General features: G+C 67.7%; 20 protein-coding genes. 8 read left to right on the top strand and 12 right to left on the bottom strand.

Going from position 1 to position 25,332, the window contains the following annotated elements; translation table 11 throughout:
- Nucleotides 1-14: 14 nt before the first annotated feature.
- Nucleotides 15-1,619, bottom strand: a complete 1,605-nt coding sequence (locus tag C5F75_RS30520) for an EAL domain-containing protein (RefSeq protein WP_104013204.1) — start codon at nt 1,617-1,619, stop codon at nt 15-17.
- Nucleotides 1,620-2,045: 426 nt separating this feature from the next.
- On the opposite strand from C5F75_RS30520, the gene C5F75_RS30515 reads away from it, so the two are divergent.
- Nucleotides 2,046-2,342 (top strand): hypothetical protein, encoded by a 297-nt coding sequence (locus C5F75_RS30515; protein ID WP_059574748.1) that lies wholly within the window; start codon nt 2,046-2,048, stop codon nt 2,340-2,342.
- Nucleotides 2,343-2,364: 22 nt separating this feature from the next.
- Here the strand turns inward: C5F75_RS30515 and C5F75_RS30510 are convergent, their stop codons facing one another.
- Complete coding sequence (locus tag C5F75_RS30510; protein ID WP_059574747.1) at nt 2,365-2,676, bottom strand: hypothetical protein; 312 nt, start codon at nt 2,674-2,676, stop codon at nt 2,365-2,367.
- A gap of 290 nt (nt 2,677-2,966) precedes the next feature.
- Between C5F75_RS30510 and C5F75_RS30505 the strand changes: the two genes are divergently transcribed.
- Nucleotides 2,967-3,503, top strand: a complete 537-nt coding sequence (locus C5F75_RS30505; protein ID WP_104013203.1) for a YcxB family protein — start codon at nt 2,967-2,969, stop codon at nt 3,501-3,503.
- A gap of 89 nt (nt 3,504-3,592) precedes the next feature.
- Here the strand turns inward: C5F75_RS30505 and C5F75_RS30500 are convergent, their stop codons facing one another.
- From C5F75_RS30500 to C5F75_RS30490, 3 genes are all read right to left on the bottom strand, one after another.
- Nucleotides 3,593-5,212 carry a histidine-type phosphatase gene (locus tag C5F75_RS30500; RefSeq protein ID WP_104013202.1) on the bottom strand — a complete coding sequence of 540 codons (1,620 nt, stop codon included), beginning with the start codon at nt 5,210-5,212 and terminating at the stop codon, nt 3,593-3,595.
- A 179-nt stretch (nt 5,213-5,391) separates the two neighbouring features.
- Complete coding sequence (locus C5F75_RS30495) at nt 5,392-5,826, bottom strand: HAD family hydrolase (RefSeq protein WP_104013201.1); 435 nt, start codon at nt 5,824-5,826, stop codon at nt 5,392-5,394.
- A 324-nt stretch (nt 5,827-6,150) separates the two neighbouring features.
- Entirely contained in the window at nt 6,151-7,509 is a 1,359-nt protein-coding gene (locus C5F75_RS30490; protein WP_104013200.1) for an NAD(P)/FAD-dependent oxidoreductase, read from the bottom strand.
- Nucleotides 7,510-7,609: 100 nt separating this feature from the next.
- Between C5F75_RS30490 and C5F75_RS30485 the strand changes: the two genes are divergently transcribed.
- Nucleotides 7,610-8,563, top strand: coding sequence for a LysR family transcriptional regulator (locus C5F75_RS30485; protein WP_059574736.1), 954 nt, complete (start codon nt 7,610-7,612; stop codon nt 8,561-8,563).
- 20 nt (nt 8,564-8,583) lie between these two features.
- Here C5F75_RS30485 and C5F75_RS30480 read toward each other — a convergent pair whose 3' ends face one another.
- The gene (locus C5F75_RS30480) at nt 8,584-8,778 is read right to left on the bottom strand and encodes a hypothetical protein (RefSeq protein WP_059574734.1); all 195 of its coding nucleotides are present in this window, start codon (nt 8,776-8,778) and stop codon (nt 8,584-8,586) included.
- A 194-nt stretch (nt 8,779-8,972) separates the two neighbouring features.
- On the opposite strand from C5F75_RS30480, the gene C5F75_RS30475 reads away from it, so the two are divergent.
- Both C5F75_RS30475 and C5F75_RS30470 read left to right on the top strand, forming a co-directional pair.
- Nucleotides 8,973-9,875 carry an AraC family transcriptional regulator gene (locus C5F75_RS30475; RefSeq protein WP_059574732.1) on the top strand — a complete coding sequence of 301 codons (903 nt, stop codon included), beginning with the start codon at nt 8,973-8,975 and terminating at the stop codon, nt 9,873-9,875.
- Nucleotides 9,876-10,107: 232 nt separating this feature from the next.
- Nucleotides 10,108-10,995 (top strand): NAD(P)H-binding protein, encoded by an 888-nt coding sequence (locus C5F75_RS30470; protein WP_059574730.1) that lies wholly within the window; start codon nt 10,108-10,110, stop codon nt 10,993-10,995.
- Between the two features lie 25 nt (nt 10,996-11,020).
- Here the strand turns inward: C5F75_RS30470 and C5F75_RS30465 are convergent, their stop codons facing one another.
- Together C5F75_RS30465 and C5F75_RS30460 are read right to left on the bottom strand one after the other, a co-directional pair.
- On the bottom strand, nt 11,021-12,232 hold the full coding sequence (locus C5F75_RS30465; protein WP_104013199.1) for a benzoate/H(+) symporter BenE family transporter: 1,212 nt from the start codon (nt 12,230-12,232) through the stop codon (nt 11,021-11,023).
- A 172-nt stretch (nt 12,233-12,404) separates the two neighbouring features.
- On the bottom strand, nt 12,405-13,430 hold the full coding sequence (locus tag C5F75_RS30460) for a fatty acid desaturase (protein ID WP_059574726.1): 1,026 nt from the start codon (nt 13,428-13,430) through the stop codon (nt 12,405-12,407).
- Nucleotides 13,431-13,671: 241 nt separating this feature from the next.
- Here C5F75_RS30460 and C5F75_RS30450 point away from each other — a divergent pair, with 241 nt between their 5' ends.
- Complete coding sequence (locus C5F75_RS30450) at nt 13,672-14,493, top strand: phosphate/phosphite/phosphonate ABC transporter substrate-binding protein (protein WP_059574724.1); 822 nt, start codon at nt 13,672-13,674, stop codon at nt 14,491-14,493.
- A gap of 50 nt (nt 14,494-14,543) precedes the next feature.
- Here C5F75_RS30450 and dbpA read toward each other — a convergent pair whose 3' ends face one another.
- The 4 genes from dbpA to C5F75_RS30425 all read right to left on the bottom strand — a co-directional run bounded on the left by dbpA (nt 14,544) and on the right by C5F75_RS30425 (nt 19,764).
- Entirely contained in the window at nt 14,544-15,941 is a 1,398-nt protein-coding gene (gene dbpA / locus C5F75_RS30445) for an ATP-dependent RNA helicase DbpA (RefSeq protein WP_059574722.1), read from the bottom strand.
- Complete coding sequence (locus tag C5F75_RS30440) at nt 15,938-16,135, bottom strand: hypothetical protein (RefSeq protein ID WP_006483193.1); 198 nt, start codon at nt 16,133-16,135, stop codon at nt 15,938-15,940. Before C5F75_RS30440 ends, dbpA begins: the two co-directional genes overlap by 4 nt.
- Before the next feature lie 299 nt (nt 16,136-16,434).
- The gene (mqo, locus tag C5F75_RS30435) at nt 16,435-18,120 is read right to left on the bottom strand and encodes a malate dehydrogenase (quinone) (RefSeq protein WP_226093842.1); all 1,686 of its coding nucleotides are present in this window, start codon (nt 18,118-18,120) and stop codon (nt 16,435-16,437) included.
- 774 nt (nt 18,121-18,894) lie between these two features.
- The gene (locus C5F75_RS30425) at nt 18,895-19,764 is read right to left on the bottom strand and encodes a mechanosensitive ion channel family protein (RefSeq protein WP_059574718.1); all 870 of its coding nucleotides are present in this window, start codon (nt 19,762-19,764) and stop codon (nt 18,895-18,897) included.
- 297 nt (nt 19,765-20,061) lie between these two features.
- Between C5F75_RS30425 and C5F75_RS30420 the strand changes: the two genes are divergently transcribed.
- Both C5F75_RS30420 and C5F75_RS30415 read left to right on the top strand, forming a co-directional pair.
- The gene (locus C5F75_RS30420; protein WP_059574716.1) at nt 20,062-21,435 is read left to right on the top strand and encodes a M23 family metallopeptidase; all 1,374 of its coding nucleotides are present in this window, start codon (nt 20,062-20,064) and stop codon (nt 21,433-21,435) included.
- A gap of 496 nt (nt 21,436-21,931) precedes the next feature.
- Nucleotides 21,932-25,231 (top strand): autotransporter outer membrane beta-barrel domain-containing protein, encoded by a 3,300-nt coding sequence (locus C5F75_RS30415; RefSeq protein ID WP_059574715.1) that lies wholly within the window; start codon nt 21,932-21,934, stop codon nt 25,229-25,231.
- Nucleotides 25,232-25,332 lie beyond the last annotated feature (101 nt).

Genomic DNA, 25,332 nt, shown 5'->3' with positions numbered 1-25,332 from the left:
CGGCCGCGGCGGCGCTACGCGGTCGCCCATGCGAAATCGCGCTCGAGGTTTTCCGCGCGCAGCGGCCGCTGATACAGGTACCCCTGCGCGTACTGGATCCCGACCGCATGCAGCGCGCGATGCTGCGCCTCGGTCTCCACGCCTTCCGCGATGATCTTCAGGCCGTAGTGATGCGCGACGGCCGCGATTCCCTCGATGAGCCTCGCGCTGCCGCCGTCCAGTTGCGACACGAACTGTCGATCGATCTTCACGTAGTCGAACGGAAAGCGCGACAGCATGTCGAGATTGCTGTGATGCGTGCCGAAATCGTCGATCGCGAACTTCGCGCCTTTCGACCGCAGCGCATGGAAGATCTCGGTGGTGCGCGCGTTCTTCTCGAGCAGGATGCGCTCGGTGACTTCGAGCACCAGCGTGAAGCCGGGCGGCAGCGCGCGAATCGCGTCCTCGACGACGGCCACGAACCGCGCGCGCTCGAGGTCCTGCGGCGCGACGTTTACCGCGATGCGCAGCGGCGCGGACGGCGTCAGCGCGGTCAGTTCGGATACGGCCGTGCGCAGCACGAATTCGGTGATCTTCGGCAACATGGGGCTCGATTCCACCTGCGGGATGAACGCGGCCGGGCTGATGGCCCCCCACTTCGGATGCTGCCAGCGCAACAGCGCCTCGACGCCGACCGTCCTGCGCGTCCGCACGTCGACGATCGGCTGGTACACCACATGGAACTCGTTGCGCCTGAGCGCGTGGCGCACGGCTTTCAGCAGCAGCCGCCGCGGCGCCATCGCGAGCAGGTAGGCGGCCATCACGAGGCTGTCGGCCAGCAGCACGATCGTCGCGCAGATCAGCCGGTAGTGGCGCTGGACCTGTGACGCGTAGCGCGCCGATGCGACGACCGACACCGTGAACGGCCAGCGCCGCGAGGCCATCGTGCTGCCGCCCGCGGGGCCTGCATCCGTTTCCGGCGCGAACGCACCGTGCTGATCGAGACGCCCCGAGCCCGCGATCGACAGCGTGGCCGTTTCCGCTTCGTTGCCGGCGCCGCGCGCGAGCGCGTCGGCCACGTAGTCGCCTTCGATCAGGTACAGGACGCCCGCGCCGCGCGCGGTGGCGCGGAACGCGGACAGCACCGGAACGCCATGCTGGAACGGCGTCTGACGCAGCAGCGTGACGATCGTCGATCCCGGTTCGGGTTCGCGCGCGTACGCGGCGAGCGGCAGGTCGATCGAGCCGAGCGCCGACGAGCATGTGACGCGACCGTCGCTCACCAGTGCGACGGCACGCAGATAGCGCAGGCGAGTGCTCACTTCGGCAAGTGACCGGAACACCGTCGCGCACGGCCGTCCGACGAGCGCGGTCAACTCGTCCGCGTGTCGGAGGCGCACGCCGTCCAGAATGCGATCCACGGAGGCCACGATGTCGTTTGCCACGACACGCTCGTGCGCGGTGACGGCATCGCGCGCATAGCGGTCGGCCAGCATGATCGCAAGCACGGGCACGAGCACGCAGATGATCACGGCGGCGAAAAAGACGCCGCGCGGCCACGCGCCGCTGCGCTGGAAAAGGGGCTTCGAGCCGGGCGTGAGCGCCCACAGTCGTGCGATTGCCTTTGATGTTGTACGCATGGCGTGGCAAGTCGAACTGGTCGATGCGCGAACGGCGCGCATGCCGCATGCCTGATGCCGGCCATGCGGCTTCGCGCGCCGGTTTCGGGACGCCGATCGATTTGGCCGTCGCGACGGCATCGGGTGAGCCTGTCGCGATCGGCCATTCATCTGGCAGCATTGCTCAATAACATGCGCGCATCAAGCATGTATATCGACGCAGCGTACCGAAAAAAGCCCCGGCCGCACAGTGTGTGCGGCCGGGACAAAAGACACCGTCTCTTGGCACGAGGATGGTGCGCGGCCAGTATAAGATGCGGCGCGCCATTACGAAATATTATTGTCTAAAAATTGGCGCGGTTTTGTGATTGTGTCTCAAAAAGAAACATTTCAATGTGACGCCGTGGCCGGCAGTCTGCCGCCAGCGCGTCAAACCGGAGCGTTGTGATGGAAGAAAATGCCGCACCCACGGTCGTCGTGACCGATGGCGCCGCCGTGGCGGACGGCGGTTCGCTGTGGATCCGGATTTCTGTGGACGGAGAGACCCGCGACTATTCGCTCGATCGCGCACTCGCGTCGCGCGGTACGCCGAGCTACGACAGCATCCGCGGCGCGCACGGCGTGCTGTCGAACGACGAACGACGCGAATTGCGGCGGTTGCTGGCGCGCATCGCCGACCCGGCGATGTGGCGCGGCATCGTCGGCACGTTCATCGAGGTGCTGGAGCGGCCCGACGAGCCATGAACGAGGCGGGGCCGGCCGGGATTCAGAAATCTTCGCGCATCTTGTGGAGCAGGCCGCTCGGTGACTGATGCGTGTCCACGGCGGTAAGGACATCGGTCAGGAACCACGGCAGGTTCAGCTGCGTGTCGGAATCGCCGACGCAGACGCGGATCGGCGGTGCGCTGGAGGGGGAACGGGCGCCTTGCGCGGCATCCCGCGACGGCACGCAATTCTTCGCGTATGCGTGAGCCGCAGCCGGAGCCGGCGCGACGGCCCCGGAGGGCGTACCGGCGATGGCCGGCGCGCTGATGGCGGTAAACAGGGTCAGGGCAGCGGCAAGGGCGACGCGTTTCATGGGGACTCTCCGACGATGCTCGTTCGACCGTGCGAGCCGATGCGAGTTCGTCCCGACAGGATCGCTCAGCCGCCCGCGCCGGCCGCCGGCTGCGCCACTGCCGCGGCTGCGCCCCGCGTGGACGTCATTCCACGCAGGTATATTGTCGCCGTGCATCGACCGGCCGGCGATATCGCGCGGCTTCGTTTGCACGTCACCGTGCGCGTGCACTGCCGGCCGTCTGGATCGCGCAGCCCGCGGTGAAGCATCCACAGCAAATCCAGGAACCAGAGAACATTCCGAGCCCGCCCATGCCCACGAGCGATACCGAAGTCGTTTTTCAAATAACCGCGGATGATCTCGTCCACGCATACCGCCTGAATCTTTGGCGCAGGTACAACGGGAAAGCCCTGCTCAAGTCGTTTGCGACTCTTGCGATCGTGTACGTCGTGCTGCTGGTCGGCGGTGTCCGGGTAGCAAGCGGACATTTTCCGGAATGGCGCCATGTCTGGATGGCCGCGGGAATCGCGGCTGTCGTGGCGATCGGCGTGCCCGTTCTGAATCACCTGATCATGCCGCGCGCAGGCCGCAAGATTTACGACCAGCAAAGGGCGCTTCATCAGCGTTACACGGTCATTTTCGAAGGTGACCGCTTCGTGGTCGAAACGCCGACTTCGCGCGACGAAATTCACTATGCGGATCTCATTCACTGGAGCGAGGATCGTCAGATGATCCTGCTTTATCAGTCATCGGTGATGTTCCGCGTGGTACCGAAGCGCGTGCTGGACGATGGACAACTGGCATTCCTGCACCAGGCGCTGCTTCGGAACGGCGTGCGCAAGGTCTAGCGGGACGCGGGGCGGGTAGCGAAGTCCGGACGGTCCGCGCCGTCCGGGTCTCAACGTGCGGTTCCGGCCAGAAGTCCCCGCGCATCACATCACTGATAGCCGTAACACTGCTTTAGCCCCGCGTAGTCGTAGAAGTGGCTGCCCGGCGCGATCTTCGCGCCGTCGCACGCGGCCTGGAAATCCGTCTCGCGCTCGTTGTACAGCATCTTCACGATGAGCCGCGACCCGTTGCGATAGACGTCCCACTGCATGTTCGCGGCCATCGGCGATACCTGATCGCCGCGCCACGGGTTGTTCGCATACGTGTACGTCTGCGCCTGAGGCGTCGGCACGAACACGTTCTTCAGGTTCATGATCGACGCGAACGGAATCACGACCTCCGCATGCGTGAAGCGCAGCTTCGCGGCGTGCGTCAGGTCGCCGCGCGCGATCGCGTCGACCTCGGCGAAGAAATCGTCCTGCAGCCCCTTCGCCATCCGGTACGTCACGGGGTTCGCTTCCTGGATGCCGGGGCCCTTCTGGTAGTAGTCCTCGGCATCCTGCAGGTACGCGAGATACTGCGCCTGCTCGGCACCGATGTACTGCTCCATCGTGACGCCGCCGGTTTCAGCGGTCATGGCAGGCGCAACCTGCAGCAGGTTGTACAGCACGTTCACTGCGTCGACGGCCGTCGCGATCTTCGTCTTGCCGTCGCCCTTCAGCGTGTTGGTGAACTTGCCGTCCGTCGACGTGAACGCATAGGTGCCGGTATTCGCGAACGTGTAGCCGTCGGCGCCGAGCTTCGCGATGAAGGCGGGCGACACGAGTGCGGACAGCACCGTTTGCGCGACGTCGGCCGCCTGCGGCGCGGCCTTGATCGCCTTCAGCTTCGCGGCCACCGTCGCGTCGTTTGCATAGGCCTGGTACGCCTGGCTCGCCTGATAGGTCGCGTAGTACGGATCGCTCGCGTCGGTCACGAGATCGGTGGCCGGTTTCAACGCGTGGAAATACAGCAGGAAACGATTGGTGCCGGCCGGCTGCGCGACCGGCGCGCTCGCCGGATAGCCGGACGGCGCGGCCGGCAGCGTGATGGCCGACGCCAGTGCCGGCTGCGCGGCAACGAGCGCCGCCGAGAAATACGTCGAACTGTCGACCGCGCGATCCTGGCCCGAGTTGACCACCACCACCTGCCGGTTGCCGGCGGCGAACAGCGCGGGCAGCCGCTGCGCGAGACGCGCGGCGAGTTGCTGATGTTCGCGGATGCCGGCTTGCGTGAGGTTGCCGTACCCGGGTGTCGAGATGCCCTGCACGCCATAGCCGAGTAGCGCATTGGCCTTCATCATCGTGTATGTGTCGGCCTTGAGCTGCGCGCCGAGCGCGGTCAGCGCGCCGTCGGCCTCGGCCTTGAGCAGCATCGCGTAGATCGCGCCGTCGTACTTGAAGCCCGACAGCCCGCGCGAGCCGTGACGGGCGACGAGTTCGGTATAGACGGGCGCGTAGCCGGCCGGCGGCGCTTCGTACGTCGCGGCGTCCTGTTGCGGACGGTACGGCGTCTTCGTCTGGTAGTAGGTCGCGGGTGCCGGGGCCGGCGTGGGCTGCGGCTGCGGGGCCGGCGCCGTGCCGTTGTTGTCGGCCGACGTGGCAGGCGCTGTCGAGTCATTCCCGCCGCAAGCGGCGAGCAACAGGCAGGCAATCGTGAGGGCGGCGGCGGTGCGGGTCGGGCGTGTCATCGTGGCGGGCAACGGATCGGACGATGCGCATGCGCGTCGTCCGTTTCCGGGGATGTGATCGAACCCCGAAGTGTTGCAAGCGACTTTGACAGCAGAATGTCAGGATGCGGGCGGGCAAGCGCCCGATTGCCGCCGGACCGGCGATGACGGCCGGCCGCGGCCGGCCCGTGTGCCGGCGCTCAGTGCAGCCCGGCCGATGCGATCGAGCGCACCGTATCGGTGATGCTCACGCAGCCCGACAGCCCGAAATGCTCGGCCTCGCGGCGTTCCGGCTCGCTGCTCGCGATCCCGACCGCGCGCTCCGGCGGCACGCCGAGCGCTTGCAGCGCGACATCGAACGGATGCTGATTCGATCCGGACTCCTGTCGATTCGCGTCCGTGACGACGACCGAGAAGCGGTCGAGGTTCGCGCGGCCGAACTGGCCTTCGAACATGTCGCTGAGCCGCGCGGCCGGCAGCGTCGTGACGAGACCGAGTCGATAGCCTTCTTCCGATGCCCGGTCGAGCCACTGGATGATCGCGTCGCGCTGGTTGCGCGATTCGCGCGAATCCGGTGTTGCTTCGATCTGCGCGAATGCTGCGTCGAGACGGGTGACGATGGCTTCGATGACCACGGTGATTCCTTTTCAGAAACGTGATGATCCGTTCGCCGACGGGAATGCCTCACACCTTAGCGTCGATCCGGAAAACGCGACCAATTAATATTTTTAGCCGACTCATACGATTCGACTAATGAATGGGGCGGCCAGCCAGCGCGGGCGCGGGATGCGTGTCGCGCGGCAAGTCCCGCCGGAATGGCATCGTATGGGTGGCCTTCAACACGATGCACCAGCGTGGCGCACATTGCGGACGAATTACGCATATGCATCGGGAAAAACGGCATATCGAGCGATGGCCACGCGATATGCCGTGTTGCGATGCCGTGTGTGAGTCGTTGCTCAGTGCAACTTGATCGACGGCTGGTGACGGCTTTGCAGCCAGTGGCTCAGCGACTGGAACAGCGCGCGCTTCATGCCCACCACGTTGAACAGGTGCTTGCGATACAGGAACTTGTACAGCCCGATCGCCGCCAGCCCGTCGACGATCAGCGAGCGCGAGCGCACGCCGATGCCCGCCTGGTACACGGCGCCCGCGTGCCCGAGCGACACGACGGTGCCCGCATCGCGGAACGTGAAGCCGGCTACCGGCTTGCCGGCGACGCGGCGCGCGAATGCATTGACCAGATACACGGCCTGCTGGTGCGCGACCTGCGCGCGCGGCGGCAGGAACCCGCCCGCACCGGTCGACGGGCACGCGGCGCAGTCGCCGAACGCGTACACGTGCGGATCGTCGGGCGTCTGCAGCGTGTCGGTCACGATCACCTGGTTCGACCGGTTGAGCGCGATGTCGCCGATGTCCCGCAGCATCGCGGGCCCGGCGACGCCGGCCGCCCAGATCGTGATGTCGCTCGCGAGGCGTTCGCCGGTCGCGGTCGTCACGGCATCCGCGCCGACTTCCGCCACGCGCGTATCGGTCAGCACGTCGACGTTCAGCGCGCGAAGCTGCGCGTGCATCTTGCCGGACAACCGTTCGTCGAGCGCCGGCAGGATGCGCGGGCCGCCTTCGATCAGCCGGATGTGCACGTCGCGCGCGGATACCAGCGCCTTGAAGCGGTACGTCGTCAGTTGCTGGATCGCGTGCCGCAGCGCGGCGGCCAGCTCGACGCCGGTCGCGCCCGCGCCGATCACGTTGATGCAGATCGGCGCCGCGCGCCGCGCGGGCTGCTGCTCGGCCCGATGGTTCGCCTTCGTGCACGCAGCGAGGAACTTGCGGCGGAAATCCTCGGCCTGGTCGAGGTTTTCGAGCGGCAGCGCATGGCGCTCGGCGCCCGGCACGTTGAAGAAATTCGTCACGCTGCCGACCGCCAGCACGAGATCGTCATAGTCGAGCGTCCGCTGCGGCAGGATTTCCCTGCCGTCCGCATCCTGCACGGCCGCGATCGTCGCCGTGCGTGCCGCGCGGTCGACCCGCTGCAGCGCGCCCTGCACGAAGCGAAAGCCGTGGCGCTTCGCCTGCGCCGCGTATTCGATCGTGTGGGAAGCCGGATCGCGATGGCCCGACGCGGCTTCATGCAACAGCGGCTTCCAGAAGTGCGTCGGATAGCGGTCGACGAGCACGACTTCGGCTTGCCCGCGGCGTCCGACCGTATCGCCGAGACGCGTGGCGAGCTGCAGGCCGCCGGCGCCGCCGCCGACGATCACGATCCGCGGCAGGCGCGGTGCGCGGTCCGTTGCAAGGTTGGGCGTGGTGTTGTCCATGGTGGGCTCCCGCTGAATGACGATTCGCATGACATTGCTCAAGAACCGACGATATAGTTTCGTACCCAGTCGAACAATTTAATGTTTATAAGCGACTCATATGTATTCACTTATAGGAAAGACCGCGACGTTCCGGCAGTTGAAGGCGCTGGACATGATCGCGCGGCTCGGCAGCGTGTCGCGCGCGGCCGAGGAACTGAACCTGACGCAGCCGGCCGTGTCGCTGCAGGTTCGCCTGCTCGAGGAGGCCGTGGGCGCCGCGTTGCTGCAGCGGGTGGGGCGCGGCGTGCAATTGACCGCGGCGGGCGAGATCGTGGCGCGCTACGCGCGCGAGATCCTGCATCTGTGGAGCGAGGCCGGCGACGAAGTGGCCGCGCTGACGGGCGATCTCGGCGGCACGCTGCGGATCGGCGCGATCACGACGGCCGAATACCTGATCCCGCCGCTGCTCGTCAAATTCACCGCGACGCGCCCGCACGTGAAGACGTATTTCAAGGTCGGCAACCGCGACGACATCATCCGCATGCTCGCGACGCATGAAATCGATCTCGCGGTGATGGGCAGCGCGCCGAAGGAGCTGCGTACGCACGCGGTCGAATTCGCGAAGCATCCGATGGTGTTCGTCGCGGCGCCCGGCCATCCGCTGATGCAGCGCAAGCGCGTCGCGCTGAAGGATCTCGAATCCGCGCACCTGCTCGTGCGCGAACGCGGCGCGGGCACGCGCTCGACCGTCGAGAGCCTGTTCAAGAACGCGGGCTACCGCTTTCATGTGGGCTCCGAACTGTCGAGCAACGAGGCGATCAAGCAGATGGCCGAAGCGGGGCTCGGCGTCGCATTCCTGTCGTTGCACGCGTGCGCGCTTGAATTGCGCACGGGCCTGCTCGGGCAACTGCCGTTTCCGGGCAACCCGATCGAGCGCGAATGGTATGTGGTGACGCTCGCCGACCGGCGGATCTCGCAGGTGACGGGGCTGTTCCGCGACTTCCTGATCAAGCAGGGCGCGCCGGTGATCGACGGGGCGTCGGCCGCGCCGCACGAGCGGCGGCGCAAGTAGGCGGGGTGTCGACCGGCCGGTCAGACGAGCGCGAAGTCGTCGTTGCTGTCGGGAATCGACGCGAGCAGCCGTTCGAGCCCGTACCAGCCGGCCACGCGCAGGCACCACGCGGCGATGGCGGTGCGGCGGTGGCGGGAGCCGGGGGCGGATGAAGCGCGAGCGGTGGAAGGCGAGGGCGCGATGAACGCCGCGCGTAGCGGGCAGTCATGGGGCATGACGGGGCTCCGTAGGTGTCGGATGAGGCGATCGTAGGCTTCGCGGCGCCTGCCGGCGCGCACGCAAGGATCGTCCCGAGCAGAAACGGATGATCTTTTTTCTGCTCGACTCGACGGCGGCCACGCAGGGCCGGCGCGCCGGCCCGAAACGCGTCACAATGTGCGTTCGGCACCTGATCTGGTGGAGGCCATCAATGAGCGATCCGATTCTTGCCGCGCCGGCGGACAACGGCGTTCCGGTCAGCCTGCGCTCCAGCCGCGGGCGGGGCTGGCGCGGCTTCGGCGCGTCGCTGCTGCAAATCCGTGCCGGCACGTACCGGATTCCGGCGGCCGAGCATCACCGGATCGGCGTGCATATCGGCGCGCCGGTGCGCGCCGACTGCGTGTGCGACGGCGAGCGCGTGTCGCGCATCCAGGCGCATGGCGACGTCGACGTGATTCCGGCCGGCTTGCCCGGCCAGTGGACCGACAGCGCCGACTGCCGGATCCTGCACATCGCGCTCGGCGATACGTTCGTGCGGCGCACGGTCGAACAGCTCGAACTGAAGCCGTCGCACGCGCAGATCCGCCGGCGGCTGCAGGTGCGCGACCCTCGGCTGCAGCACATCGCGTGGGCGATGGCCGCCGAACTCGAAGCGGAAGACGCATCGGATCCGCTGTACGCGGAAAGCCTGTGCACCGCGCTCGTCGCGCGGCTGGTCGACGGCCAGCCGGCGTTTCGCGAACGTCGGCGCACGCTGGCGCCGAAGGCGGCGGCGCGCGTGATCGACTATGTCGAGGCGAATCTCGACCGGCGCATGACGCTGGCCGAGCTCGCGGCGCTCGTGTCGATCAGCGTGCCGCATTTCAAGGTGCTGTTCCGCGAAACGCTGGGGATGCCCGTGCACCAGTACGTCGTGCGGCGCCGGGTGGAGCGCGCGAAGGCGCTGCTGCTCGAAGGCCGGCTCGGCATCAGCCAGATCGCGCTGGAAGCCGGCTTTGCGCATCAGAGCCACATGGCGAGCTGGATGAACCGTGTGCTCGGTGCGACGCCGACGGAGATTGCGCGGTCGGGTATGCGGGGTGGGTTGCGGCTGGAGGGCGGGCGAGACGCATAACGCAACAGCGGTACGCGGACGCTGCATTTGATCCGAGGGCAATTGTCCAACAGCGTGTTGGACAATTGCTGCATTCGCCTTCTCCGGTTTTGACGCGCTTGGATCGGAGAGCCCGTATGGCTACGGCCATTCAACGCGTCATCCTTTCCTGCTCGATTCATCCCCCCGTGCGCGCCTTCCCGGCCGCGCGTGCCGACAATCACAGCACCTTCATCCCCCCCAGGAGCGAACCGTGTTCGTGATCTTCGGCGCATCCGGCAACGTCGGCCTGTCGACCGTGACGACCTTGCGCAACGCAGGCCATTCCGTGCGCGCGGTGCTGCGCGACGCACGTCACCGCGACCGTTTCGCGCAGCTCGGCTGCGATGTCGCGATCGCGGACCTGACCGACGCGAACGCGATCGCCGCGGCGATCGACGGCGCGCGGGCCGTGCAGATACTGTGTCCGGTGCCGACGACCGACGCCGATCCGGCCGCGACGATGACGCGGACGATCGATGTGGCGGCCGCCGCGCTCGCCGCGAACCCGCCGCCCGCGCTGCTCGCGTTGTCGGACTATGGCGCGGAGCTCGAAGGCAATACGGGTATCACGCGCCTGTTCCATGACTTCGAGGAACGGTTGAAGACGATCCCCACGCAGTTGACGCTGCTGCGCTCGGCCGAGCATCTGCAGAACTGGGCGCGCGTGCTGCCGGTCGCGCTCGGCACCGGCGTGCTGCCGAGCTTCCACCATCCGGTCGGCAAGGTGTTTCCGACGGTCTGGGCGCCCGATGTCGGCGTCGTTGCGGCGCGGCTGCTGCGCGATGCGCCGGAGGGCGGGCGCGGGCCGCGCATCGTCAGCGTCGAAGGGCCGCGGCGCGTGAGCGTGGCCGCGATCGCGGATACGTTGGGCGCGGCGGCCGGCCGCGCGATCGTCGCGCACGAACTGCCGCGCGACACGTGGAGCGCGACGCTGCTGCGCGCCGGGCTCAGCGAACGCCATGCACAGCTGATCGTCGATCTGTACGACGTGCATAACGCGGGGCGGATCGATGTCGAGGCCGATGTGTCCGAGCGGGCCTACGGCACGACGACGCTGGCCGATGCGCTCGCGCAACTGGTGCGCCAGCCGGCGCGGTAAGGGAAGTGGCCGCGCAGGGTGCACATCATGCAGGCTGCCGCACCCTGTTCAACACCACATACGCCGCCGACCCGATCACGATCCCCCAGAACGCGGACCCGAGCCCGAGCCACGTCATCCCCGACGCGGTCGCGAGGAACGTGATCACGGACGCTTCGCGGTGGTTTTCGTCCTCGAAGATGCCGTGTACGTTCGCGCTGATCGCGCTGATCGCGCCGATCAACGCGAGTCCTGCCAGAATCGCGACGAACGCCTTCGGCAGCGCGAAGAACAGCGTGACGATCGTCCCCGCGAAGAGTCCGCCGATCAGATAGATCACGCCGTTCGCGATGCCCGCGATATAGCGCCGGTCCGGATCTTCGTGCGCGTCCTTGCCGGTGCACAGCGCCGCGGTGATCGCCGCGAGCACGATCGTGATTCCGCCAAAGCATGCGACGACCAGCGACATCACGCTGGTCGCCGTGATGATCGGCCGTGCGCTGGTGTGATAGCCCGAAACACGAAGGATCGTCATTCCCGGCAGGAACTGGCCCGTGAGGCTGACGACGACGAGCGGCAGCGCGAGGCTGAGCGTCGTGCCGAGCGTCCATTCGGGGGCGATGAAGATCGGCCGCGCGAGGCTCGGCGACACGTTGCCGAGATGCGTCATCCCGAGCAGCGTCGCGAGTGCGGCGCCGGCGAGCAGCACGAGCACGATGCTGTAGCGCGGCAGCAGGCGCCTGAAGATCACGTAGGCCGCGATCATCCCGAAACCGAGCAGCGGCTGCGCGGTCGCCGCGGAGAACGCATGCATGCCGAACGGCAGCAGGATGCCGGCCATCATGCCGCAGGCGATGCCGCGCGGGATGTGGCGCACGAGCCGGTCGAAATAGCCGGTGATGCCGATGACGAGGATGATCAGCGCGGCCGTGATGTACGCGCCGACGGCCTGGTTGAGCGTCAGTTGCGGAAACAGGCCGACGAGCAGCGCGGTGCCGGGCGCCGACCATGCGGTGACGACCGGCACCTTTAGCTTCCAGCTCGCGAACAGGCCCGATGCACCGGCGCCGATCGAGATCGCCCAGACCCATGACGACACCATGTCGTTGGACGCATGCGCGGCCTGCGACGCCTGGAAGAAGATCGCGAGCGGGCCCGCGTATGAAATCAGGACCGCGAGAAAACCCGCGGTGATCGCGGAAACGGACCAGTCGTTGCCGATTGCGCGGATCGCGCCGGGTGGGGAGTTCGGTTGCATCGTCGTCGGGGAAATGCGGCGCGCGGCCGTGCGGCGGAGCCGGGCGAATGGTCGTCGGAAGCGCCGGATGAGCGGCCATTCTGGGCATTGCCGACGCAATTGGCAATTCACGGGCGGCGAACCGCGCTGTCGGCTTTTCGTAAGGATGGGTGCCGAAACGCGCGGGCCGACATCACGTACTGATCTGCAGCACCCTGTCGACCACCGCCACCTTGATCCCGCTGCCCGTCGACAGCGATGCCGTGCCCTCGTCGAACGGATGAACGGGCGAATCGGTCGGCGTCCACGCATGGCGCGCGAGCAGCGCGCGATACCCGCCGCGGATCACGAAGCCGCCGCATTTCTCCGCATACGCGTCGCGCCGCATCCGGTACGCACGCGGCAGGTCGTACCACGGCAGCTTCGGCAGGTCGTGATGGACGAGATGATAGTTGTTGTTCAGGTACAGCAGCCGCATCGCGAAGCCGGCTTCGTTGATCGTGATGCGCGCCTTCGGATGCGGCGCGGCGCGGTGCTCGTACAGCGAGCGGATCATCGCGAGCGACAGCGCGGGCCACGTGACGGCCAGCAGGTAGTACCACCACGGCACGCCGATCGCCCAGTGCAGCCACGCGAGCAGCGCGGCCACGCAGGCGACGTGAGTCAACCACATTGGCAGATAACGGAAGTCGCCGCGCCGGAACGCGGCGAACGCGTCGCGGAACGTCGTGGCGATGGCGAGCGGCGGCCCGACGACGAGGCGTCCGAGGAAAGTCTTGCGCGCGACCGTCAGCGCCCGGCGCCAGCGCGGCAGCCGCGCCCAGCGTTCACGCGTCACGTAGTTCGTTTCGGGATCGACGCCCGGCACGGTCAGGTCTTCGTCGCGATGATGCTCGAGATGCGTGTCGCGATACAGCGTGTACGGATACCAGACCGTCAGCGGCGGATAGCCGAGCAGCTTGTTCACCAGGGCGGAACGTGTCGGATGGCCATGCAGCAGCTCGTGCTGCAGCGACAGGTGCCACGCGCCGAGCAGGATCAGCGGCGGCGTCGCGGCGGCGCGCGACAGGTGCCCGTCGCGCACGAGCAGCAGCACGGCGAGCCAGCCGCCGTAGATCACGACGACGAGCAGCCAGGTCGGCCACTCGGTGCGGGCGGTGAAGCGGGCGTGGAGCGCGGCGATCGCGCGCGCGTGGTCGACGTCGAAGTATTCGGCCATGGCGTTGAGGCGGATGGATCGGGCAGTGCGGGGAACGAGCGATGGAACCGGGGCGCTCGGCCCGGGTGCGCTGGTGTCTCGCGGATCACGGTCGGCCGGCCCGGCATCGCACGGCGGCGGCGCCGGCAGGCCTTCGAACGGTACCGGGGCGGCGCGGCCTCGCCAACCAATCGATTCGCATTTGCTTATCGTGTCGCGGCCCATAAGCTTCCTGACCGCCGCCGATGCGTAGAATGCCCGCATGAACGCCTGGATTGCAGTCCTGCCGATGTACAACGTGACACCGCGCCACGCCGCGCTGTGGCGCGCGCTGCTGCGCGACGCGCTCGATGCGTTCGCGAACGCGGGCGGGCCGGCCGGCGTCGCGCTGCCCGACGCGCCCGACGACCTCCAGGCACTGTGGCGGCGCGACGATCTGCTGCTGTCGCAGACCTGCGGCTACCCGTACCGAATGCTCGGCTTGCGCGACGTCGTGCGATTGATTGCGACCCCCGTTTTCGATGCGGACGGCTGCGACGGGGCGCGCTACCGCAGCGTGCTGGTCGTGTCGGCGCGCGTGCATGCGGGCGGTGCGACGACGCTCGCCGCCTGCCGCGGGTTGCGGGCGGCCTTCAACGGCGAGGATTCGCACAGCGGGATGAATGCATTCCGGCACGCGGTCGCGCCGCATGCGCACGACGGGCGGTTCTTCGGCTCGGTCACGCCGTTCGGTTCGCACCTGAACGTGCTGCGAGCGCTGGCGTCGGGAGAAGCCGATTGCGCGGCGATCGACTGCGTGACGTTCGCGTATGTGCGCGACGCGCTGCCCGGGCTGCTCGAGGATATTCGCGTGATCGGCACGACCGCACCCGCGCCGGGATTGCCGTTCGTCGCGTCGCGGGCGCTGGCGGATACGCAGGTCGGCGCGTTGCGGGATGCGCTCGATCGCGCGATCGCCGCCGATGCGGAGCGGGCGCGTGTGCTGCGGCTGAGGGGATTCGACCGGCTGTCGCCGGCCGACTACGACACGATTGCGCGGTTCGAGCGGGAAGCCGCCGCGCACGGCTATCCCGAACTCGGGTGACGCACGGGGCGGCGCGCGGCGGTGCTGCGACCGCCCGCGCCGCGGCCCGCTTACTCGTCGTCCATCAGCCGGACCTTGACCCGCTTGCCCTTGATCTTCCCCGCATTGAGCTTGCGCAGCGCGTCGCGCGCGACGCCGCGCTCGATCGCGACATAGGTCGAGAACTCGGTCACGTTGATCTTGCCGATCTGCTTGCCGTCGAACCCGGCGTCGCCGGTCAGCGCGCCGAGCACGTCGCCCGGACGGATCTTGTCCTTGCGCCCGCCGAGGATCTGCAGCGTTTCCATCGGCGGCAGCAGCACGCTGTCGTCCGCCGGCTTCAGTTCGGCGAGCGGATGCCATTCGACCTCGCGCTTCTGCGCCTGTTCGATCGCGCCGACGCGGCCCATCTCGTCCATGCTCGCGAGGCTCAGCGCCCAGCCGTCCTGATCCGCGCGACCCGTGCGGCCGATGCGGTGCACGTGCACTTCGGGGTCGGGCGTCACGTCGACGTTGATCACCGCTTCGAGCTGCGCGATGTCGAGCCCGCGCGCGGCGACGTCGGTCGCGACCAGCACCGAGCAACTGCGGTTCGCGAACTGGATCAGCACCTGGTCGCGCTCGCGCTGGTCGAGCTCGCCGTGCAGCGCGAGCGCGTGGAAGCCCTGCGCGTGCAGCACGTCGAGCAGGTCGCGGCACTGCTGCTTGGTGTTGCAGAACGCGATCGTGCTCACCGGCCGGTAGTGATTCAGCAGCTGGCCGACCGCATGCAGCCGCTCGTCCTCGGTCACTTCATAGAAGCGCTGGCGGATCTTGCTGTCGTCGTGGCGTTCCGCGAGCTTGACTTCCTTCGGATTGCGCAGGAACTGCTGGCTCAGCTTCGCGATGCCGTCCGGATAGGTCGCGGAGAACAGCAGCGTCTGGCGCGTCGTCGGGCACATGCGCGCGACCTTCGCGATGTCGTCGAAGAAGCCCATGTCGAGCATCCGGTCGGCTTCGTCGAGCACCAGCGTGTTCAGCGCATCGAGCTTCAGGTTGCCGCGATCGAGGTGATCCATGATGCGGCCCGGCGTGCCGACGACGATATGCGCGCCGTGCTCGAGGCTCTGCGCCTGCGGACGCATCGGCGTGCCGCCGCACAGCGTCAGCACCTTCACGTTCTCCTCGGCGCGCGCGAGGCGGCGCACTTCCTGCGCGACCTGGTCGGCGAGCTCGCGGGTCGGGCACAGGATCATCGCCTGCACGTCGAAGCGGCGCGCGTCGAGACGCGCGAGCAGCGCGAGCGAGAACGCGGCGGTCTTGCCGCTGCCCGTCTTCGCCTGCGCGATCAGGTCCTGGCCGGCCAGCGCGATCGGCAGGCTCGCGGCCTGGATCGGCGTCATGTCGACATAGCCGAGCTGCGCGAGATTCGCGAGCGTGGCGGGCGTCAGCGGCAGCGCGCTGAACGGCGTGGCGGTCGGTTGGGTCAAGACAGGTCTCCGAGGTAGGGGCGGCCTTCCATCTGCTCGTAGACGACGTTGCCTTCGTCGTCCTCGAAGCGTTCGAGATAGTTGCGGGCGCCGCACAGCGGGCAGCGGAACAGCAGCCCCTGGCCTTCGTCCTTGATGACGACGTCGGACTGCTCCCACTGCGTGCCGCAGCTCTGGTTTCGGCAGGTAAACACGGTCTTTCTCCAGCTGAATTCGGTTGATGGCGCGCCCGGCCGGGCGCGGCCACGGCGGGCGGCGCCCGCGCGGCTCGGGCGCGGGCCGCACCGGCGGTCGCTCGGGTTGTGTCGATGCGGGTGATGGATCGGGCGGCGACGGGGTCGCGCGTGCCGCAATTCTAGCGGAAGCCGGTGCCTGCGCCCGGCGCGCGCCAGGAAAAACGGCCGCCCCGGAGAGGGCGGCCGTGTCGGGCGGCGTAATGCGCGCCGCGGGTGCCGCGCAGGCTCTGCGCGGGTTATGCGCGGCGTCGCGCGCGTTACAGCGCCATGTCGGCGGACGCCTTCGCCGGGCGGGCCGGCGCGGTGCCGGTCGCCTGCGACGGCGCGCCGAGGTCGATCTTCGGCGGCGGCGACAGTTGCAGCACGTCGCTCGTGTAGGTCCATTCCTCGACGACCTTCGCCGGGCTGTCGTTCAGCTTCGTGCCGTAGCTCGGCACGATCTGGCGGATCTTCTGCTGCCACTCGGGCGTCGCGACCTTGTCCTTGAACACCTTCTTCAACAGGTTCAGCATGATCGGCGCGGCGGTCGACGCGCCCGGCGACGCGCCGAGCAGGCCCGCGATGCTGCCGTCCTGCGACGCGACGATCTCGGTGCCGAGCTTCAGCACGCCGCCCTTGACCGGGTCGCGCTTGATGATCTGCACGCGCTGGCCGGCCTGCCACAGGCGCCAGTCTTCCTTCTTCGCGTTCGGGAAGTACTCCTTCAGCGCGTTGAAGCGATCGTCGTCGGACAGCATCAGCTGGCCGGCGAGGTACTGCACCAGCGGGAATTCGTCGACGCCCACGCGCATCATCGGCGCGACGTTGTGCAGGTTGGTGCTCTTCGCGAGGTCGAAGTACGAGCCGTTCTTCAGGAACTTGGTCGAGAACGTCGCGAACGGCCCGAACAGGATGATCTTCTTGCCGTCGATGATCCGCGTGTCGAGGTGCGGCACCGACATCGGCGGCGAGCCGACCGACGCCTTGCCGTAGGCCTTCGCGAGGTGCTGCTTCACGACCTCGGGGTTATCGGTCACGAGGAACGAGCCGCCGACCGGGAATGCGCCGTAGTCCTTCGCTTCGGGGATGCCCGACGCCTGCAGCAGGTGCAGCGCACCGCCGCCCGCGCCGATGAACACGAACTTCGCGTCGACCGATTGCGGCGGCTCATCCGAGTGCAGCTTGACCCACGACACGTGCCACGTGCCGTCGGCGTTTCGCGAGATCTCGCGCACTTCGCTCGACAGCGACAGCGTGAAGTTCGGCTGCGTCTTCAGGTAGCCGACGAACTGGCGCGTGATCTCGCCGAAGTTCACGTCGGTGCCGATCGGCGTCCACGTCGCCGCGACCTTCTGGCTGCGGTCGCGGCCTTCCATCATCAGCGGCACCCACTGCTTGATCTGGTCGTAGTCTTCCGAATATTGCATCCCGCGGAACAGCGGGCTCGCCTGCAGCGCTTCGTAGCGCTTCTTCAGGAAGCGGACGTTGTCGTCGCCCCACACGAAGCTCATGTGCGGCGTCGAGTTGATGAACGCGCGCGGGTTCTTCAGCACGCCCTGCTTCACCTGCCACGCCCAGAACTGGCGCGAGATCTGGAACGACTCGTTGATCTCGATCGCCTTCGAGATGTCGATCTTGCCGTCCGCCTTTTCCGGCGTGTAGTTCAGCTCGGCGAGCGCCGAGTGGCCGGTGCCGGCGTTGTTCCAGCCGTTCGAGCTTTCCAGCGCGACGCCGTCGAGGCGCTCGACCATCGTCATCGACCAGTCCGGCTGGAGTTCGTGCAGCCAGACGCCGAGCGTCGAGCTCATGATGCCGCCGCCCACCAGCAGGACGTCGACTTTCTTCGTGTCGGCGGCGTGCGCGGACGATGTCGCGACGCACAGCGCGAGCGCCGACAGTATTACCCGTAACGTTTTGATCACAGCAGAGATCCCTTTTTCAACTTGAATGCATCGGTTTGCCATGCCGCCCGGCGCGGTTCCGTGGCGCTGAAATGCGGGTCCGGAGATCCGGATCGCGAATCCGGAATTCCGGATCGGCGCCGCGCGCCGTTGCATTTGCGCACGGAAGCCATTCGGAAGGACACCTTCGGATCGGCTTCCCGCGGGCAGGCAAGCGCCTGCGTCGCGACGGTGCGCCACGCGCCGGGGCCCTGACGGCAAGCCCGAGCGGACGGCGCTTCAGACTGCGTTGAAAGAGGCCGCGCGCGACGTGTTTTGCGGGGGCGGGGTGGCAAGGGGCGCGTAATATAACCGAACTCGGACACTGTGTCGCAGACGCCGAATATCCTTGTTTTCGTGGGGTTTTTTGTGCGTCCGGGTTTCCGGAATGACGGTGCGCGACGCGGGAAAATCGAGGGGGATCGGCGGGGTCGAATCCGTGCGACGGGTATGCCATGCACCAGGCCGGAACGTCATCGGATCGCGGCGTTGCACCGCGACCCGTTTACTCGCATCACATCACATCACTTCATTTCGCTCCGCCGCTCCGGCAGTACTGTTCACAAGCCTCGACTGGATCGACGACACGCCGGCCCGCTTCGTCGGCACGCGCTCGACGAACCCGCGACGGCGCCGGTCGCAATGCTGGCCAGAGTCTATCGCGGCATGACGGGGGAAACGAGCTTCACGCCGCCGGGCGACCTGAAGCACGGCGCGATGTCGGAGTTCACGTAAAGGAGCGGCAGGAAGGCGCTGCTCGACATCGTCAGGATGTAACGTCGCGGGCGGCGCGCTGCCTTACGACACGCGCATGCGCACGCCGTCCGCGCGGCGCTCCGCGTCGTGCACGATGTGCAGCTCGCGCGTGCGGATCGGCAGCGCGCAATCCGCATCGGCGAGCGTCTTGCGGACCTGGCGCGCGAGGCGCCAGCGCATCGCCCAGAACTTGTCGGTGTGCGTCCACACGCGCATGTTCGCGACGGCCGTGCTGTCGTCGAAGCGCATCACCATTACGTCCGGCGCGGGATCCTGCAGCACGTCGGGGTCGGCCGCGGCCAGCGCGTGCAGTGCATCCAGCGCGCGATCGATATCGTCATGCACGGACACTTCCACTTCGAGATCGAGGCGGCGCGTCGGGTTGCGCGTGTAGTTGCGGATCGAGCTGCCCCACAGCGCGCTGTTCGGCACGTACTCACAGATGCCGTCCGGCTTCGTGAGGCGCGTCATGAAGAGCCCGACCTCTTCGACGGTGCCCGCGACGCCCGTGCCGCCGTCGATGTAGTCGCCGACCTTGAACGGCCGCAGCAGCAGAAGCATGATGCCGGCGGCGATATTCTGCATCGTGCCCTGCAGCGCGAGCCCGATCGCCAGGCCGGCCGCGCCGAGCACCGCGACGATGCTCGCGGTTTCGATGCCGAGCTGCGACAGCGCGCCGACGATCGCGACGATGCGGATGCCCCACACGGCGACGTCGCACAGGATCGGCCGCAACGTGTCGTCGACGCGCTCCTTGTTCGAGAGCAGCCGGTTCAGCCAGTTGCCGACGCGTTTGGACAGCCACCAGCCGGCGACGAGCAGCGCCAGGCCGGCGGCCAGCTTGATGGAGAGCGTGGACAATGCATTCCACAGGAACGTCCAGCGTTCCGGATGAAGATGTTCGAGAAACATGACGGGATTCCGGTGTTGAAGACAGATCGTTCGGCGCGTGGCTGTGCTCACCCGCCGGCAGCGTTTGACTGTACACGGCGCCGGGTGGTTCGCGCGAATGAAGGGGTCGAATACGAGCCGCGGCGAAATTGCGATTTCGTCCGTGTACGAAGCGTATGTCCATCCAAATAGGACAAGGCCTATTTGGTCATTTTGCGTGCGCCGATACACTCGCTTCCAGGTTGCCGGATCGTGACGGTCGTTCTTCCGCGATACCCGGCTTTTCCCGATTTTTCTTCGATAGCGAGTGACGACGTCATGCGGTTGAACCTGCGTTTCCGTCTCGCACGCGAACAAGGTCAATCCGCCCGGCGCGGTGTCCCGTGTTTCCCGATTAGCCGTGCGCTGTTGCGCGGTGCCGTCGTGACGGCCTGCATGGCGGGCACACACGGCATGGTGGCACAGGCGACTCACACCGCGGCGCCCGTTGCGCCCGTGACGGCTGCAACGCCCGACCTTGTCGACGTGCCTTTTTTCAATCCCGCCCGGACGACGTGGGGCGGCTTGCGCGCATCGGCGGCGGTGCCGCTCGACGTCGCGTACGCCGCGCATGCGTCGGGCCTGTCGGCGGGCGCCGATCGCGACGATCTCGCCGTTCGATTCGGCGCGTGCGTGGCTTACCGCGTGCTGTGCGATTCGGCGCGCGACGCGGTCGAACGCGGCTATGCGTCGCGGTTCGATTACGGTCTGGCGTCGGCGTTGCCCGCGATGGACGCGCAGCCGGCGGCCGAGCGGGGCGCCGTCGATCTGGCATCGGCCGAGCCGTTCACGCTCGCGGAGCCGGATCGCGGCACGCGCGCCGGTGCGATCGTCGGCAATCTGCGCGCGTCGCTGGCGCGCGCCGATCTGCCGGCCGGCGTCGCCGCGCAGATCACCCGCATGCTGGCCGGGCGCATCGATCCGAAGCAGCGCGCCGCGGCCGGCGATACCTTCCGCGTCGCCTTCGAACGCGACGACAGCGCCGGGCGGCCTGGCCGCATGCGCGTGACGGCGCTCGACGTCCGTTTTCGCGGCCAGCGCGTCGCGGGCGTGTGGTTCGCGCCGAAGGCGGGCGCGCCGGGCGCCTATTACGACTTCGACGGCATGCCGCTCGCCGGCGCGCGGTTTGCGATGCCGGTCAACGCGAAGCGCATCAGCTCGCGCTTCGGCACACGCGTGCATCCGGTCACCGGCGTGCGCCATGTGCATTCGGGCGTCGATCTGGCTGCGCCGGCAGGCCGCGCCGTTCATGCGTCGGAGCGCGGCGTCGTGACGTTCATCGGCACCGAGCCGCGCGGCTACGGCAAATACGTGGTGATTCGGCATGACGGCGGCTACGCGTCGTACTACGCGCACCTGTCGGCGTTCGAGCCGACGCTGCGAACCGGCGCGCGCGTCATGCGCGGCCAGCGTGTCGGCGCGGTCGGCAGCACGGGGACCGCGACCGGCCCGCATCTGCACTTCGAGGTGCGCCGGCATGCCCGCCTCGTCGATCCGATCGAACTCGTTCACGCGGCCAAGGCGGCGAGGCTGAAGGGCGCGCAACGTATGGCGTTCAACCGCGTGGCGCGCGATGCGCGCACGCACCTCGCGTCGGCCACGTTCGCGCAACCGGTCGCGATGTCGAAGGCCGTCCCGGCGCAGGCCGGTTGATCGTTCGCCGGATGCCGGCCGCGGTGGTCGGCATCGTATCGGTGGGGCGCATTTTTCGTCGACGCGCGGATATCCGGCAATGCGCCCGTGTTTGAACGGCGCGCGATCGTGCGAAGCAACATCGTCAAATGGCGCGCAATAGTCCGCGCCTTCCGTCATTCATCGAATCGCGTCAAATTTTCCGATTGATTCGGATTGCATCACGTTCGATGAGTATGGCTAAGCGAGTGTCGGTAAATTAAACCGATTTTTCGTCTCGCCAAGCCGCCCACGCCCGGCTGCGGTTTCGCATGCTGCACGGCGGCAATTCCACTCCATTTATTTCCCGATGCGAAATGATTCGCGGCGTGATTGCCGGTATCACGCATTCTGATCTTGCGATTGTTTCAAGACAGGTGCTATAACCCGTTCCACGCACCGATTTGCAGCAATAACGTCACCAATAAATGCGAGCGGAAAAATGAAAAGAAAGGCGTGGAATCTGGGTTTGGGCGGAATGGCGATCCTGAGCGGCGCGGTGCCGGTCAGTGCGTATGCGGCGTGCTCGGCTACCGCGCCGGGCAGCGGAACGACGGTCACGTGTACCGGCGCGAACGCACCGTCGGTCGTGGCCACGGGCGGCAGCACCAACGTGACGATCAACCTCGATTCGACCGTGACGGGCGGCTACGTGCTGACGTCCGCGCCGACCCCGTTCTCCGTCGACACATCAAGCACGATCACCAACAACGGCAACCTGTCGATGTCGGGCAACGGCACGGGCGTCGCGAACCGCGGCGCGGTGCTGCTCGGCGTGAACAACGGCAACACGCTCACCAACGGCGCGACCGGCGTGATTTCGACGTCGGGCACCTACAACGACGGGATGGCCGCGAACGGCAACGACAACACGCTCGTCAACAACGGCACGATCACGACCACCGGCAACAACGCGTACGGGATGACGGCCGCATGGGGGCAAAGCAATCCCGGCGCGTCGGGCAATCGGATCGTCAACACGGGCACCGTGACGACGTCCGGCAACAACGCGCGTGCGGCGTCGCTGCTCGGGGGCAACGGCACGATCACCAACAGCGGCACGCTGACGTCGAATGGCCGCGATGCGCCGGCCGTCTACATGCAGGGCAACAACGACACGCTGGTCAACAGCGGCACGATCCAGACGACGGGCACCGCGACGAGCGGCGGCAGCGTCGACGCGGTCGTGTCGAACACGCTCGGCGGCTCGTTCACCGCGACGATCACGAACCAGGCCGGCGGCAGGATCATCAGCAACAACGGGATCGGCGTGCGCTCGACCAACGGCGCGACGACGATCACCAACGCGGGGCTGATCCAGGGCGGTGGCGGCACCGCGATCCAGGGCGGCAACGGCAACGTGACGCTGATCCTGCAGACGGGCTCGCAGATCGTCGGCACGGCCAACGGCGGCGCGGGCGCCAACACCGTGACGTTGCAAGGCACGGGCACCGCATCGAACGCGTTCGCGAATTTCCAGAGCCTGACGATGGCCGGCACCGACTGGACGTGGGCCGGCACCGGTACGTTCTCGACGGCGCTCGTGCGAAGCGGCACGCTGAACCTCACGGGCACGCTCGGCACGACGACGGCATCGGTCGTCGCGACCGTCGACGCGGGCGCGACGCTACAGGCGAATGCGTCGAACCTGCCGCTGTCCGTCACCGACAACGGGCTCGTGCGCTTCCAGCAGGACGGCGCTGGCGCGTACACGGGCACGATCGGCGGTTCGGGCGCGGTGGAGAAAACCGGTGCGGGCACGCTGACGATGGCGCCTTCATCGGCCGGCGGCAACACCTATTCGGGCGGCACGACGATCACGCAGGGCACGCTGTCGGTGGCCGCGGACACTGCGCTCGGCGCGGCGTCGGGCGGGCTCGCGTTCAATGGCGGCACGCTGCAACTCGGCAGCGCGTTCAACGTCGCTTCGAGCCGGGCGGTATCGGTCACGGCGAACAATGGCACGATCGATACGCAGGGCTTCAACTCGACGCTGACGCAGGGCGTCACGGGTGCGGGCTCGCTGACGAAGCTCGGCAGCGGCACGCTGACGATGAACGGCACGAACGGCTACACGGGCGGCACGAACGTCAATGCGGGCACCGTGATCGTCGGTGACGCGACGAGCGCGTCGGCGACGCTGGGCGGCGGCGGGCCGGTGATCGTGGCGGCGGGCGCCGCGCTCGGCGGCTACGGCAGCGTGACGGGCAACATGACGAACAACGGCACGCTGTCGGTCGCGAACGCGCTGGCGAGCCTGGGCGGCGGCGCGACCGGCAGTTTCCGGATCAACGGCAACCTGACCAACGCGGGGCTCGTGCAGCTCGGCGGCAGCGGCGTGGGCAACACGCTGACGGTCGCGGGCAACTACGTCGGCCAGAACGCGACGCTCGCGCTCAACACGACGCTTGCCGGCGATGGCGCGCCGTCGGACAAACTCGTCGTCAGCGGCGGCACGGCGAGCGGCGCGAGCACGCTGAAGGTGACGAACGTCGGCGGCGCGGGCGCGCAGACGACGGGCGACGGCATCCAGGTCGTGCAGGCCGCGAACGGCGCGACGACGAGCGCGGGCGCGTTCTCGTTGTCCGGCGGGACGGTCAGCGCGGGCGCCTATACGTATTTCCTCGCGAAGGGCGGTGCATCGACCGGCACGGGCGACAACTGGTACCTGCGCAACACGGTGCCGCCGAAGCCGCAATCGCCCGTCGCTCATCCCGGCCAGCCGACGCCGCCCGCCGAGCCGCCGATCACGGCCGCCGAAGGCACGCCGGAATCGATCGTCGAAGCGGTCGACCATGCGGGCACCGGCGGCAATCCGGAACCGATCTACCGCCCGGAAGTGCCGCTGTACGCGGAAGCGCCGGCCATCGCGCGCCAGCTCGGCTTGCTGCAGATCGACACGTTCCATGACCGGCAGGGCGAGCAGGGCTTGCTGGCCGAAAACGGTTCGGTGCCCGCGTCGTGGGCCCGCGTATGGGGCGGCCACGGCAACATCAAGCAGAAGGGCGACGCGACGCCGTCGTTCGACGGCGCCGTATGGGGGATGCAGGTGGGCCAGGATCTTTACGCCGATACGACCGCCAGCGGGCATCGCAATCACTACGGCTTCTTCGTCGGCTTCTCGCGCGCGGTCGGCGACGTGAACGGCTTCGCGCTCGCGCAGCCCGATCTGAGCGTGGGCTCGCTGCAGGTCAATGCGTACAACCTCGGCGGCTACTGGACGCACATCGGCCCGGGCGGCTGGTACACGGACGCCGTGCTGATGGGCAGCGCGCTGACCGTGCGCTCGCATTCGAACGACAACGTGAACGGCTCGACGAACGGCAACGCGTTCACCGGCTCCATCGAAGCCGGGCTGCCGATCGCGCTCGGCAACGGACTGACGCTCGAGCCGCAGGCGCAGCTCGTGTGGCAATGGCTGTCGCTCGATCGCTTCGACGACGGCGTGTCGAGCGTCGCGTGGAACAACGGCAACACATTCCTCGGCCGGATCGGCGCGCGGCTGCAATACGCGTTCGACGCGAGCGGCGTGAACTGGAAGCCGTACCTGCGCGTGAACGTGCTGCGCGCATTTGGCGCCGACGACAAGACGACGTTCGGCGGCTCGACGGCGATCGGCACGCAGATCGGGCAGACGGCCGGGCAGATCGGCGCGGGGCTCGTCGCACAGCTGACGAAGCGCGGCAGCGTGTATGCGACGGTCAGCTATTTGACGAATCTCGGCGGCGAGCATCAGCGCACGATCACCGGGAATGCGGGCGTGCGGTGGGCGTGGTGACGGCGAGGCGCGGCGATCGAGATAGCGCAAGGCGGCACGGTTTCGCGAAACGGCTCGGCTGATAACCAACAACTTCAAGAACCGGGACGGGGCAGGCCCGT

This window comes from Burkholderia anthinoferrum (assembly GCF_002925705.1).
In the GTDB taxonomy this organism is placed as follows: domain Bacteria; phylum Pseudomonadota; class Gammaproteobacteria; order Burkholderiales; family Burkholderiaceae; genus Burkholderia; species Burkholderia semiarida.
The sequence above is the reverse complement of the archived record's forward strand: the minus strand, read 5'-3'. Positions and strand labels throughout refer to the sequence as shown.

Bases quoted from the DNA above. Each gene is read 5' to 3' on its own strand.
- C5F75_RS30520 (WP_104013204.1), bottom strand. From the start codon at position 1,619: ATGCGTACAACATCAAAGGCAATCGCACGACTGTGGGCGCTCACGCCC.
- C5F75_RS30515 (WP_059574748.1), top strand. From the start codon at position 2,046: ATGGAAGAAAATGCCGCACCCACGGTCGTCGTGACCGATGGCGCCGCC.
- C5F75_RS30510 (WP_059574747.1), bottom strand. From the start codon at position 2,676: ATGAAACGCGTCGCCCTTGCCGCTGCCCTGACCCTGTTTACCGCCATC.
- C5F75_RS30505 (WP_104013203.1), top strand. From the start codon at position 2,967: ATGCCCACGAGCGATACCGAAGTCGTTTTTCAAATAACCGCGGATGAT.
- C5F75_RS30500 (WP_104013202.1), bottom strand. From the start codon at position 5,212: ATGACACGCCCGACCCGCACCGCCGCCGCCCTCACGATTGCCTGCCTG.
- C5F75_RS30490 (WP_104013200.1), bottom strand. From the start codon at position 7,509: ATGGACAACACCACGCCCAACCTTGCAACGGACCGCGCACCGCGCCTG.
- C5F75_RS30485 (WP_059574736.1), top strand. From the start codon at position 7,610: ATGTATTCACTTATAGGAAAGACCGCGACGTTCCGGCAGTTGAAGGCG.
- C5F75_RS30480 (WP_059574734.1), bottom strand. From the start codon at position 8,778: ATGCCCCATGACTGCCCGCTACGCGCGGCGTTCATCGCGCCCTCGCCT.
- C5F75_RS30475 (WP_059574732.1), top strand. From the start codon at position 8,973: ATGAGCGATCCGATTCTTGCCGCGCCGGCGGACAACGGCGTTCCGGTC.
- C5F75_RS30465 (WP_104013199.1), bottom strand. From the start codon at position 12,232: ATGCAACCGAACTCCCCACCCGGCGCGATCCGCGCAATCGGCAACGAC.
- C5F75_RS30460 (WP_059574726.1), bottom strand. From the start codon at position 13,430: ATGGCCGAATACTTCGACGTCGACCACGCGCGCGCGATCGCCGCGCTC.
- C5F75_RS30450 (WP_059574724.1), top strand. From the start codon at position 13,672: ATGAACGCCTGGATTGCAGTCCTGCCGATGTACAACGTGACACCGCGC.
- mqo (WP_226093842.1), bottom strand. From the start codon at position 18,120: ATGGCAAACCGATGCATTCAAGTTGAAAAAGGGATCTCTGCTGTGATC.
- C5F75_RS30425 (WP_059574718.1), bottom strand. From the start codon at position 19,764: ATGTTTCTCGAACATCTTCATCCGGAACGCTGGACGTTCCTGTGGAAT.
- C5F75_RS30420 (WP_059574716.1), top strand. From the start codon at position 20,062: ATGCGGTTGAACCTGCGTTTCCGTCTCGCACGCGAACAAGGTCAATCC.
- C5F75_RS30415 (WP_059574715.1), top strand. From the start codon at position 21,932: ATGGCGATCCTGAGCGGCGCGGTGCCGGTCAGTGCGTATGCGGCGTGC.